Source organism: Pelatocladus sp. BLCC-F211 (genome assembly GCF_041928655.1).
In the GTDB taxonomy this organism is placed as follows: domain Bacteria; phylum Cyanobacteriota; class Cyanobacteriia; order Cyanobacteriales; family Nostocaceae; genus Pelatocladus.
The window spans coordinates 1-12,431 of record NZ_JBHFLM010000041.1 but is presented as its reverse complement, the minus strand read 5'-3'; the positions used below and the strand labels follow the sequence as shown (position 1 = coordinate 12,431).

Sequence of the window (12,431 nt, the reverse complement as noted above, 5' to 3'; positions counted from 1 at the left end):
TTTAGGGTTAATCAAGCAAGTGAGTGACGCTGAGTGGTCTAAGACTGAGAAAGAAGTAGCTCAAAAAGCCTTCGAGAGAGCTTATGAGCGAGAAATCGATACTTTGATCAAGGAAGTTCGCGAAAAAGCAAGTGCGATCGCACAGCTTGATCATATATGGCAATTACACAATTTCTTGAGTGCAAGGAGACACGAGATAGATGGCAAGTACGACTACAGATATTCAGTTCTCATCTTTGTGTTTGCGAGATTGGTCAAAGAAGGTTGGCTACATCTCGATGAACTAAAGGGATTGAATACAGATAAGCTGACTAAAATAGCGGCTCTTACCCGTATATAATTTGGTATTAGTCATTGGTGGCAATTTGCTAAGTTCACAATACCTAATATCAATTAACTGCTTTCTCTTAACAAATGAGTATTTGACTTTGAGTTTGAGATTGATATCATAGTTTAATCTTCCCCAGTTTGTGGGATGTGTTTTGAATAGCGATCGCTCTCAAGTTTTCCAGGCTCAACGAGCGATCGCTTTTAGCATTTTGATTATAGTCTGGTTAATGTTGGGTTACACTCCGTTCCACCCAACCTACATAATGTCCTTTTTGAAAAACTCCTCTTTTCAAGATGGACGAGGTTTAAATACGCAAAAACGCCTGACAAAAATGTCAGGCGTCTTGTTGCAAAATATTAAACAGAGCAAGTATTTGCAATTAAATCTACAGCCCCTCGGTTTGTTCAGTAGAAATCACATTTACTTGTGTACTAGCAACTGTTTTAGCTTGCAAAGTTGGAATATCGGTGACGGAATTGTTAGCCAAGGTAAATAATGGATTCGACAAAATCCCAGCAATTGTAGTGGCGATCAAAGTAGTTATCAAACCCACTTGCAAAGGTCTAAACCCAGGCAAATTCCAACGAATTTCGGGATAATTTTTCACAGCGTCGGACATTTCTTGGGGTTCTTTAACCACCATCATCTTCACTACGCGAATGTAGTAATAGATGGAGACGACACTAGTAATTAATCCCAACAAAACTAACCAGTAAAGACCTGCTTGCCAACCAGCCCAGAATAGGTAAATCTTGCCAAAGAAGCCAGCCAAGGGCGGAATACCACCTAATGACAACAGGGAAATACTTAATCCCAAAGTCAACAGTGCATCTTTCTGATATAAACCAGAGTATTCAGCAATTTGGTCAGTTCCCGTCCGTAGAGAGAAGAGAATCACACAAGTAAAGCCGCACAGGTTCATAAACAGATAGACCAACAGATAAAATATCATGCTGGCGTATCCGGCTTGGGTGTCAGCAATCAAGCCAATCATCACAAACCCTGCTTGAGCAATGGATGAATAAGCTAACATCCGTTTCATGCTGGTTTGTGCTAAGGCGACGACGTTACCCAACACCATACTCAGCACAGCTAAGGCGGTGAAGACAAACTTCCACTCTTCGGCGACAAGAGGGAAAACATTTGTCAGCAAACGAATCGCAAGGGCAAAACCAGCCGCTTTGGAACCGACAGACAAAAAGGCAATAACAGGGGTGGGTGCGCCTTCATAAACGTCTGGTGTCCACTGGTGAAAGGGTGCGGCGGAGATTTTAAAGCCAATACCTGCAATGGTAAATACCAGGGCAATAACTATACCCAATGATTGAGACAGGTTAGCTGTGGCGATACCATTAGCGATCGCACTAAGTTCTGTTTGTCCACCAGACAAACCATACAGCAAAGAAACGCCATATAAAAATACTGCCGTACTCGCAGCACCAATTAACAAATACTTCAGTGCTGCTTCATTAGAACGGGGATCGCGCTTGGTATAACCAGTCAGCAAATAAGAGGAAATACTCAAGGTTTCTAGTGAGATGAAAATCATCACTAGTTCATTGGCCCCTGATAAAAACATTCCTCCCAAGGTAGCTGTCAGCAAAATCGCTATGAATTCCGCTAAAGGGGTGCCACTTTGCTCAACGTAACGAATTGACATCAAAATTGTCACTGCTGCGGACAAAGCCACAATCCCGCGAAAGACAATACTGAGGTTATCGCCGTTGAAAGCACCAGCAAAGAATAGGGGATTGGCATTATCCCATTTAAAATAGAGGGCGACTATGGAAGCAAGCAAACCTGCGATCGCTAGATATCCAATCCAGCGTGAAGAACTGCGCCCCAAAATCAAGTCCACTATCAAAACCCCCAAGAGGGTGATGATGACAATTCCCTCTGGTAATATCGTTCCAGCATTCAACTGGGATGCAACATTAGCAAAATCCATGAGCTGTATAGGTTTTGGCTATTAGACATTTAAGGAATCAACTGTGTTAATTCTATTGTGTTTTTAACTAAAGTTTTGCGAATATGTCTGTATTACGGGATCAATACCATCAAATTAATTTATGCTTAAGTTTGTTATTTGTTAGTTATTGGTTTTTTACCACTACCCAATAAAAATTTTCAAAATAATAAGCAGATTCAGTGTATGATAGAATCTGCTGTTCTCGCGTAATTATATTGCGCTTGGCGAATAGTTTTGATATACCCCCTCGTCCTGAACGAGCGAGTATTAGTTGACGCTTCACAGAAACTTGCTACGCTTGTAGTCTACAGTTTCTCCACGTCCGTTTAGAGTCTCCCAATGCCCTAAGGCGACTAGCTATTTTGTACCAAATATCTCTGTAAAGCCATCAAGCGAAGGACGGGGTTTTAGACCCAAATTCTCGATAAGTTCATTCAAAACTTAATAGCGTCGAGAGTATCCACCGGCGTTAGCTTTTCCCCAGCTATTACCGTTGGAACGCCCACCTTTTTCCTCCCGTGGTCTGGCTTTATTAACTTTCATTACGCGACCTTTCCATTCGGCACCATCCAAGGCATTAATAGCAGCCGTTTCTGCTTCTTCTGATTCCATTTCTACGAAACCAAAACCTCGTGAGCGACCTGTTTCCCGATCCGTGGGAAGTTGAACTCGCGTCACAGTGCCATACTCTGAAAATACGTCGCTTAATTCTTCTTGGCTAACGTTGTAGGATAGGTTGCCTACGTAAATTGACATTAATCTCTCCAGAATTCAGTTATGCAGAGCCGTTCATTCGGAGAGCCACTTGCAGTTTTCAACAAAAACAAGAACACCACCGCCGAACTTTGTTCTCCGAGCTTATTTTAACATAAACTCGATTTCAGCAAGGCGAAATTTGCTCTTTTGTGTCGTTTTTTAAAGCAAAATGTATTATTTTTTACGATTAATCCTATTAGCAACTTCCAAAGAATAAATTAATCAGGACTTACGCAACTAGGACAAAATGAGGGCGGGGCATAGTCCCGCCACGGGGTAATTTAAATCAGACTAAACATATATGAACGTCGGGAAATTTTAATTGCTGAATTAAATAATTAGATAGTAAGTTGTGCTTGGTTTTATAACTAGTTTTACCTGTCTGATAGGCTAAATTTTTCAGTCTCAGTCCAAAAAACATAGCACAAGCAATATAAAATTTTGCTAACAGGTATATACTTGTCAAAAATGTTTTTCAATCTGCCACATATCGCCAACCTTGAGGTTGATATTCTCGCTGAATTCGCACCATCCACGTACCTTTAGGGATAGAAATCTCCTTATGCTCTTCGTGAGCAAGTGTTGCTTCTTCTGAATAGACACGCAGGTAAAGAGTACCATTTTCTTCGTATAATTCCGCCTGTCCCTCAATGATACGGTGTTTGTGTCCCGTAACTTCACCTTCTGCTAAAGTCAAATGTGGTAGCTTTTGTCCTTCGATTTGCTGTATGGTGTGCTGTACAGGCAGTAAAATCACATCGCCTTGACGGATTGGTTGCATGTCTTTATTCTCCCACTGAATATACGCAGGCCGCATTACAGACTCTTATAAAATTTGATTTAATTTTGCCACAACCTAGAGAAAAGAGTAGGAAAAATGGAGAAATGGGTGAAGTGGAGAGGTGGAACGAGTTTGTAGACGTGACTCTTGGGGTTTCTCTTTCGCTGTCAGGCGTTACCGTAGGGTAGTGTACTTGGAGTGGGCATTGACCATTGACCATTGACCAAAAAGTGCAATTTTCAAAATAATAGTCGCCAAATATGCCTCAGATAAGTTAAAGATTGAAATAACTGGAAATTCGCAGTTGTAATTACCCCACCCTTTGGGAAATACTACCTGCGGACATGGCAAATGCCTGACGCTGGAATTTTAGGGGATTACTTTGCGAGTAGTTTGTGTGAGGATGAAATCACATACCTCTAGTGACTGATAATCTTGACATTTACCTCCCAATTATTTCAATTTGACTGTTTAGTGACTATTTAGCTTTGCAGCTATTCTTTTTTTTAAATTTCCATGTCAACTCTTGTCATCGTCGAATCTCCGACCAAAGCTCGTACCATTCGCAACTACCTGCCAAAAAGCTATCGGGTAGAAGCATCTATGGGTCATGTGCGTGACCTACCCCAGTCGGCTAGCGAAATTCCCGCCAATGTCAAAGGGGAAAAATGGGCGCAGCTAGGGGTTAATGTAGACGCCGACTTTGAACCACTGTATGTCGTTCCCAAGGACAAAAAGAAAATTGTCACCCAGCTCAAAGAGGCTCTCAAAGACGCATCTGAGCTGATATTGGCAACAGATGAAGACCGAGAAGGTGAAAGCATTAGTTGGCATTTGTACCAGTTGCTTAAACCGAAAGTGCCAACTAAGCGGATGGTGTTTCATGAAATTACTCAAGAAGCCATCAAAAAAGCTCTGCAAAACTGCCGCAGTATAGACGAGCAGTTAGTTCGCGCCCAAGAAACACGGCGAATTCTGGATCGACTAGTGGGTTATACCCTGTCTCCTCTGCTGTGGAAAAAAATTGCTTGGGGATTATCTGCGGGTCGTGTACAGTCCGTAGCAGTGCGGTTGCTGGTGAACCGAGAACGGGAACGCCGTGCTTTCAAACAAGCGACATACTGGGATTTGAAAGCTACTTTGACTCCCTCGTCAACACAAAAGAGCAAAGAGCAGTTCTTTACTGCTGTACTTGTCACCTTGGCAGGAACCAGACTAGCAACTGGTAGCGATTTTGACTCTACCACAGGGAAAATAGTCGGCGATCGCAAAGTCGTGCTGCTCAAGCAAACCGAAGCTGAAGCCCTCAAACAACGCCTGAGTGATCAAACTTGGACAGTTACAGATATCGAAGAACGTCCAGTATCGCGCAAACCAGCACCACCGTTTACTACTTCCACTTTGCAGCAGGAAGCAAACCGCAAATTGCGGCTTTCGGCAAGGGATACAATGCGGGTCGCTCAAAGTTTGTACGAACAGGGGTATATTACCTACATGCGTACAGACTCGGTGCATTTGTCGGAACAGGCTATAGCAGCTGCCCGTAGCTGTGTAGAACAACTATACGGCAAACAATACCTTAGTCCTCAACCGCGACAGTACACCACCAAATCAAAAGGCGCACAAGAAGCCCACGAAGCCATTCGTCCGGCTGGTAGCACCTTCCGCACCCCCCAAGAAACAGGGTTGAGCGATCGCGAACTCAAACTCTACGATTTGATTTGGAAACGTACCGTCGCCTGCCAAATGGCTGACTCTCGCCAAACCCAAATCACAGTACAATTGCAAGTGGAAGATGCTGGATTTCGTTCTTCTGGTAAACGCATCGATTTTCCCGGCTACCTACGCGCCTACGTCGAAGGATCTGATGATCCCGAAGCTGCACTAGAAGACCAAGAAATCATTTTGCCTGACCTCAAAGTTGGAGAGCATCCCGATTGTCAAGACTTAGAAACAATCAAACACGAAACCCAACCCCCAGCCAGGTTTAGTGAAGCGACTTTAGTCAAAACCTTAGAAAGCGAAGGCATTGGACGTCCTAGTACCTATGCCAGTATTATTGGCACCATTATCGACAAAGGTTACGCCCAACTGACAAATAATGCCTTGATCCCCAGCTTCACTGCTTTTGCTGTGACTGAACTGCTAGAAAAATACTTCTGTGATGTCGTTGATCCTAGTTTTACCTCCAAAATGGAGCAAACTCTAGACGATATCGCTACTGGCGAAGCTCACTGGCTACCCTACTTGCAGAAATTTTATCTTGGAGATCAAGGTCTAGAAACACTAGTCAAGCAAAAAGAAGACCAGATTGATGCTAACGAAGCTAGAACTGTTGAACTAGAAAATATAGACGCCAAAATCCGTATTGGTAAATTTGGTCCCTATATCGAAGTTGAAAATGGTGATGGTGTTGTTACAGCATCAATTCCTAGAGACTTGACTCCTGCTGATCTCGATCCCCAAAAGATCGAAACCTTGCTCAGACAAAAAACCTCTGGACCAGACGAGGTAGGACGTCACCCCGAAACAGGTGAACCCATTTATTTACTCATAGGCCCCTACGGCCCTTACGTGCAATTGGGTGACAAGTCTGATGAAAATCCTAAACCGAAACAAGCTTCTCTACCCAAGGCTGTGAAGCCAGAAGATGTCACCTTAGATATTGCTGTTGGTCTTTTATCCCTACCACGGACACTAGGCACACATCCAGAAACAGGTGCAACCATTCAAGCAAACTTGGGACGCTTTGGCCCTTATGTCGTGCATAATGCCAAGGAGGGTAAAGACTATCGCTCTCTAAAAGCCGGTGACAATGTATTGACAATTTCCTTTGACCGTGCATTAGAATTATTGTCCGAACCGAAAAAAGGACGCAGCGCAAGTAGTAAATCTAAGACGGCTTTACGGGAATTGGGAACTCACCCAGAAGATAGCGAACCTGTGAACATCTATGATGGACCATACGGGCCTTACATCAAGCACGGTAAAACTAATGTCAGTCTCCCAGAAGATACATCACCAGAAAATATCACGCTGGATACAGCATTAGAGTTGCTAGCAACTAAAGCATCGAGCAGCAAATCTACTCGCAAAACTACTAAATCAACAACTAGTTCTCGTAGCAAATCAACAAAAGCCAAATCGTCAACGACAACTGCCAAAAAAACTAGCTAAATGCAATAGGTGAAGTACCCCAACTTCAGCGAAGCAAGTTGGGGCTTCCAACATTAACTCAATTCAAGAACGTTCTGATTCGTACTCAAAATATAGGAATCTGACTTGATTCCTGAATCACTCGTAGAGAGAGAACTCTTAACTCTTAACAGGGAACAAGAAATAAACGTGTACTGAGTTTTTTAAGCGCAGAGCGCAGGCTACACCAACAAAAATCAAATAGGATTCCTATCGCTGGATTGCTTGAGAAGCCTGCACTGTACTGCTTGCGCTCAGTGTAGGAGTATGTCACAAGAGATGAGCCGTCTAGATGAAGGATGTGATACTCTAAAAAATAACGGAGAAAATAACACTATAATTTTAAGAAGTGGCTCAAACCCGGAATACGGGAATATAAATTGTCTGATCGAAAGCCAGAGTGCAAAAAAGCTAAGTTTCTCCGTAGCTGATAACCGAAAAAATCGAGTTAGTATTTCAGGAGCGGTCAGTCCAATGGACTATATTGAAAAGGTGCTAGAAAAGGTTAAGGAATTGGCACGTAAGCTAATTGAAGCCCTTTTAGGGCCAGAAGCAGAGCCAGAACCGGAGCTAATTCCCATTCCTGTAGACGATCGCTCACGCCGTCGCTAAGAGGGCAAAAGTGCAGGAATTGAAATTAAGCCCCTTAAACGTTCTAGTGTTGCATGGTCCAAACCTGAATCTGCTAGGACAGCGAGAGCCTGGTATTTATGGCTCCTTGAGTTTGGCTGAAATTAACCGCCAGTTAGAAGCGGAAGGACAAAAACTGGCAGTGAAAGTATCTATCATGCAATCAAATCATGAAGGGGTATTGGTAGATGCAATTCATGATGCCTTGGGAAAACACCAAGGCATTTTGATTAATGCTGGAGCCTACACCCACACTAGTGTAGCATTGCGAGATGCGATCGCTGCTGTAAATCTACCTACAGTGGAAGTACATTTAAGCAACATTTATAAACGAGAGGAGTTCCGTCATCACTCCTATATTGCCCCAATTGCCATTGGTCAAATCAGCGGTTTTGGCTCACAAAGTTATATCCTGGGATTACAGGCATTAGTGTGTTTTTTAAGACAAAGTATATTTGTTAGCAGTTAGTTGTTAGGCAATTGTCATTTGTCATTGGGCATTGGGCATGAATCAGTTAACAGTTACCAGTTACCAGTTACCAGTTACCAGTTTAATTTGATCACTGATAACTGATAACTGATAACTGAGAAGTTGTCCCCCTTGTCCACGCCACGTGCTACAACGCTCTTAACCCGCAAGGGCGCAGTGGCTCCCCGTGTCCCCCTTCCCGTGTCCCCGATCCCCCTATTCCCATTAACTTATGCGTTATTCTCTTGCTAGCCGCACTAGAGGCACTATACTAGGGGCTTTAATTGGGGAAATTTTAGCCTTGGAAGGCGGGCAGATGCAAAAGTTTGCATCTAGCTATTGGCAAAAAATGATGATTACGGGTGCTGAAAGTTTAATCGAACTGGGTAGATTCGATTTAGATGATTGGAGTAGGCGTCAGCAAGAATCGGGAATTATTGTTGAAAACAATACACACGCTTCACTACAAGTAATTTTGTCCACACTACCAGTAATATTGTTTTTTCATGAACACAATATCAAACTGCGACAAAATTTGCTAAATGTAGTCAAAATTTGGCATAGTAACCCAGTTATAGAAGATTGGACTCTCGCAGTAGGCTATGCGATCGCTCAATCTTTCAGAGAAAAACTTACTTCTTCTACCTTGATTCCGCAAATTATTGGCTTTTTGGAAGAAACACCCACATCTGTACCACAGATTTTATTGAAATTACACAATTTATTAGAAAAACAAGCTGGATTAGAAATAATACAAGCTGAGTTCTGTACAGAAGAAAAGCTCAGTTATGACCTAGCAATTGCTTTTTATTGCTTTGTTAGTAGTTTAGAAGACTTTCGCCTTTCAGTTTTACGAGCTACTAAAGTTAACTCGCCTTCGGTTTATCTCAGTACAATTACTGCTGCTTTATCAGGAGCCTATAACGCTACAACAGGCATTCCTGTCAGTTGGCGGTTTTTACTTGCTAAAAACAGTCCGGCACAATGGCAAACAACCGACTTACCCCAAATGGTAAAATTAACAGATACACTTGTGGCTACTTGGTCAGGAGTGTATCATTCTACTTTGAACCAAGGTGAAGTGAGAGCAGAATGGCCTATAACTCTAAGTTACGCTTCCCTAGAGGCGATCACAGCTCCCCGCGTCATTCGACTACGTTAATCTCACTTCTGAGTTGAAATAAAGATCAGGGATCAGGGATTCTCCGTCATGAGACGCACTCGCGTTCAGGGATTGGAAATTGGGGAAGAGATTTTTATGAGTGGTGATGAAATTTTTTGATTGGGACTACCTTACTTATCGTGCGAAGTATAAACCATAAAAATTATCTATTACAATAAATTAACTTTTAGTAAAAAAATATACTATATAGAGGGAAAACATTAAAATGCAATTCGGATTCTGTAGGTAGCAATTGTGGCAAGCGGGCTTCAAGTGTTTTCCTCAAGACAATTAATCAAGCAAGCAACTGCGGTCAGAAACGATGAAAACGCAGCCTTTTTTTCAATCGTTGACTCAGCGATTTATTCACTGGAAGCGACTTTCCAAAGCCCTACACCGTTTACATTTATCGAAATCAACTGTGAAAGGCAAATATAACAAACAAAGAGCGCCACACTCAAAGACAACTACCGGTTGTCTATCTGGAAAACCTGCTCCTGTTGTTTTCGTAATTGCAGTGGTGTCTCTTACTGGTGTAATGGGGCAAAAGTTATACAACCAACCCCAATTAAAGATGGGCAGTACTGCACCAGAGACCATTCGAGCGCCCTACAGTAGCCTGATTGAGGATACAAACAAAACAGAAGCACGGCGCAAAGATGTTAGTAAAGCATTTGTGCCAGTGTTGATGGTTGATGAAAATATTAATCAACAAATCAAGCTTAAATTACAAAAACTTCTGGCTAGAGGTAATGAAATTCGAGCTGCTGCCGATTCTTTTCCTTTTTTTGATACTTTTGTTTTGTCTATTTCTAGTCAGCGTTATCTGCGCTCCTGTGCTGACTCAGAATGGGAGGCCTTACTAGTAGCTTTAGAACATAGCAATGAAAAAAAATCAGGAGTATTAACTCAAAAACTTAAAAGCATTTTCATTAAAACAAAAGAACAAAATCAAAATCTCAATACGCCAAGAGTTGGAGACGCTGAGAATGTTTTCACACCATCACATCCAGATCGTACCTTGTCTTCCTCGGAGTCAAAGCCTTCCTTACTCAACGTTAACTCCAAGCCGGAAGTTAAACCCATTGATCTGTTCAAAAGTGCAGAATTTACACAAGCAATGGCAGAATTAGAAGCTTACCGTCTGAAGAGTTCTACACAGAAATTGGTTTCACTCTTAGATAAAGTTTCTCAAGCACGCCAAGGCTACATCCAAGCCACCATTAAGTTATCACAACTGCTGAGTGAAAACCCTCAAACTGCCTACGAAACAACTTTGTTTCTAAATTTATCTGATGAAGACTGGGTAAAAACTCAAAAAGGGATTCAGCAGAGTGCAGAGCGGATTTTAGCTCAAGGTATCTCCCCAGGACTACCTCCTGCTATCTTACAAAATGCAGTCAATCTGCATGTGCGTAACTTGGTACCAAAACAAGCAGAATCTTTTGCTCAGAAACTGCTGGTGGATATTTTGGAACCGAATCTCAAACAAGATGAAGAACAAACCCAATTACAAGCAGCAATGGCTGCTGCGGAAGTCAAGCCTGTAATTGTAGCGGTAGAGCAAGGTGAAGTCATTATCCGCAAAGGCGATCGCATTACAAATTGGCATTTAGATATACTAGAACATTACCATTTACTGCGTCGGGAAATTAACTGGCGGGGATTGCTATATTTGGCGGGAACTGTCAGCGGTGGTGTGGGAATTTTTACTTTAGTTGAACGAAGGATTAAATATCGATGGCGACAAAGCGATCGCCTGTTGGTATTGTTACTAACTTTAAGTACACCTTTAGTACTCACCATGGGTACACCTTACACCACTTGGAGTGGTGTGGGTTTATTGCTGGGTAGCTTTTATGGTGCAACTGCGGGTGTGACAGTGGTAGGATTACTGATGATATTATTAGGCATGAGCCTAGAAATCAGTAAAGTATCGCTGTTCGCTGGTGCGGCTGGGGGATTGTTAGGCAGTTGTATGGCGCATCGACTGCGATCGCGTGAGGAATTAGCACTTTTAAGTGTGGCGATCGCCTTCACCGAAGGTGGTGTTTACCTACTGGCTCAAATCTTCTTAGGTGCAGCTTTTGGTCCTTCTTTTTATGTTGTACTCAAAGAAGCAGGGTTTTTTGCCTTGTCTGGTTTAGCTTGGAGTATTGTGGCGTTAGGGTTAAGCCCTTATTTAGAAAAATTATTTGATTTAGTGACTCCGATTCGCTTGGCAGAACTAGCAAGTCCGAACCGTCCTTTATTAAAAAAACTAGCAACAGTTGCTCCTGGTACTTTTCAGCATACGCTATTTGTATCTACTTTGGCTGAGGCTGCTGCTAAAGAATTAGGATGCAACATTGAATTAGTTAGGGCTGGTACATTATATCATGATATTGGTAAAATGCATGACCCCCAATCCTTTATTGAAAATCAAATGGGGGGACCAAACAAGCATGATACAGAAATCAAAGACCCTTGGCATAGTGCTGACATCATTAAAAAGCATGTCAGTGAAGGTTTGGCAATGGCAAAAAAACACAGTTTACCTTCCTCGATTCAAGCTTTTATTCCAGAACATCAAGGCACGATGCAAATAGCTTATTTCTATCATCAAGCTCAACAGATGGCGAAAGAAGATCCGAGCTTGACAGTAGATGAGGCAGACTTTCGCTACGATGGGCCTATTCCTCAATCACGGGAAACAGGAATTGTCATGTTAGCAGATTCCTGTGAAGCAGCATTGCGATCGCTCAAAGATGCTAGTTGTGAACAAGCTTTGGTGATGGTTAACAATATTCTCCGCGCTCGATGGAAAGACAAGCAATTGGTAGATTCAGGGCTAACACGGGAAGAAATGACGAGAATTGCCGAAATTTTTGTAGAAGTTTGGCAACAATTCCATCATAAACGTATTGCTTATCCCAAGCTCAAATCTGGGAATTAGCAGGGCTGTTTCAGCCTTACCAAGCTTTTTCAATGTGTAAATTCTGGAAAATGAAAACCTCTTGTTGACACTCTGCGCTCTGAAGAGACGCAGATTCTCGCATCAGATTCAGCAACAGCCGAATCCAAATGGGCATTGTCAAGATGCCTCTAGACGCTCAGACCTGCTACCGATGCGATACAGGCGTTGCGCTTACTTATTCA

Annotated in this window: 9 protein-coding genes; 6 read left to right on the top strand and 3 right to left on the bottom strand. The window is 42.5% G+C overall.

The window, feature by feature from the left end; genetic code table 11:
- Positions 1 to 10: 10 nt before the first annotated feature.
- Positions 11 to 340: a hypothetical protein gene (locus ACE1AT_RS03725; protein WP_374866001.1), complete on the top strand. Its 330-nt coding sequence runs from the start codon at positions 11 to 13 to the stop codon at positions 338 to 340.
- A gap of 376 nt (positions 341 to 716) precedes the next feature.
- Here ACE1AT_RS03725 and ACE1AT_RS03720 read toward each other — a convergent pair whose 3' ends face one another.
- From ACE1AT_RS03720 to ACE1AT_RS03710, 3 genes are all read right to left on the bottom strand, one after another.
- Complete coding sequence (locus ACE1AT_RS03720) at positions 717 to 2,279, bottom strand: NAD(P)H-quinone oxidoreductase subunit N (protein WP_374865957.1); 1,563 nt, start codon at positions 2,277 to 2,279, stop codon at positions 717 to 719.
- Between the two features lie 462 nt (positions 2,280 to 2,741).
- Positions 2,742 to 3,056: an RNA-binding protein gene (locus tag ACE1AT_RS03715; RefSeq protein WP_044450830.1), complete on the bottom strand. Its 315-nt coding sequence runs from the start codon at positions 3,054 to 3,056 to the stop codon at positions 2,742 to 2,744.
- Between the two features lie 475 nt (positions 3,057 to 3,531).
- Positions 3,532 to 3,837: a hypothetical protein gene (locus tag ACE1AT_RS03710; RefSeq protein WP_374866000.1), complete on the bottom strand. Its 306-nt coding sequence runs from the start codon at positions 3,835 to 3,837 to the stop codon at positions 3,532 to 3,534.
- A gap of 516 nt (positions 3,838 to 4,353) precedes the next feature.
- Between ACE1AT_RS03710 and topA the strand changes: the two genes are divergently transcribed.
- From topA to ACE1AT_RS03685, 5 genes are all read left to right on the top strand, one after another.
- Complete coding sequence (topA, locus tag ACE1AT_RS03705; protein WP_374865956.1) at positions 4,354 to 7,014, top strand: type I DNA topoisomerase; 2,661 nt, start codon at positions 4,354 to 4,356, stop codon at positions 7,012 to 7,014.
- A 297-nt stretch (positions 7,015 to 7,311) separates the two neighbouring features.
- Positions 7,312 to 7,644 carry a hypothetical protein gene (locus ACE1AT_RS03700; protein ID WP_374866005.1) on the top strand — a complete coding sequence of 111 codons (333 nt, stop codon included), beginning with the start codon at positions 7,312 to 7,314 and terminating at the stop codon, positions 7,642 to 7,644.
- A 10-nt stretch (positions 7,645 to 7,654) separates the two neighbouring features.
- Positions 7,655 to 8,131, top strand: coding sequence for a type II 3-dehydroquinate dehydratase (gene aroQ, locus ACE1AT_RS03695; protein WP_374865955.1), 477 nt, complete (start codon positions 7,655 to 7,657; stop codon positions 8,129 to 8,131).
- A gap of 232 nt (positions 8,132 to 8,363) precedes the next feature.
- On the top strand, positions 8,364 to 9,293 hold the full coding sequence (locus ACE1AT_RS03690; RefSeq protein ID WP_374865954.1) for an ADP-ribosylglycohydrolase family protein: 930 nt from the start codon (positions 8,364 to 8,366) through the stop codon (positions 9,291 to 9,293).
- A 322-nt stretch (positions 9,294 to 9,615) separates the two neighbouring features.
- Positions 9,616 to 12,228 (top strand): HD family phosphohydrolase, encoded by a 2,613-nt coding sequence (locus ACE1AT_RS03685; protein ID WP_374865953.1) that lies wholly within the window; start codon positions 9,616 to 9,618, stop codon positions 12,226 to 12,228.
- Positions 12,229 to 12,431 lie beyond the last annotated feature (203 nt).

Bases quoted from the DNA above. Each gene is read 5' to 3' on its own strand.
- ACE1AT_RS03720 (WP_374865957.1), bottom strand. From the start codon at position 2,279: ATGGATTTTGCTAATGTTGCATCCCAGTTGAATGCTGGAACGATATTA.
- ACE1AT_RS03715 (WP_044450830.1), bottom strand. From the start codon at position 3,056: ATGTCAATTTACGTAGGCAACCTATCCTACAACGTTAGCCAAGAAGAA.
- ACE1AT_RS03710 (WP_374866000.1), bottom strand. From the start codon at position 3,837: ATGCAACCAATCCGTCAAGGCGATGTGATTTTACTGCCTGTACAGCAC.
- topA (WP_374865956.1), top strand. From the start codon at position 4,354: ATGTCAACTCTTGTCATCGTCGAATCTCCGACCAAAGCTCGTACCATT.
- ACE1AT_RS03700 (WP_374866005.1), top strand. From the start codon at position 7,312: ATGAGCCGTCTAGATGAAGGATGTGATACTCTAAAAAATAACGGAGAA.
- ACE1AT_RS03690 (WP_374865954.1), top strand. From the start codon at position 8,364: ATGCGTTATTCTCTTGCTAGCCGCACTAGAGGCACTATACTAGGGGCT.
- ACE1AT_RS03685 (WP_374865953.1), top strand. From the start codon at position 9,616: ATGAAAACGCAGCCTTTTTTTCAATCGTTGACTCAGCGATTTATTCAC.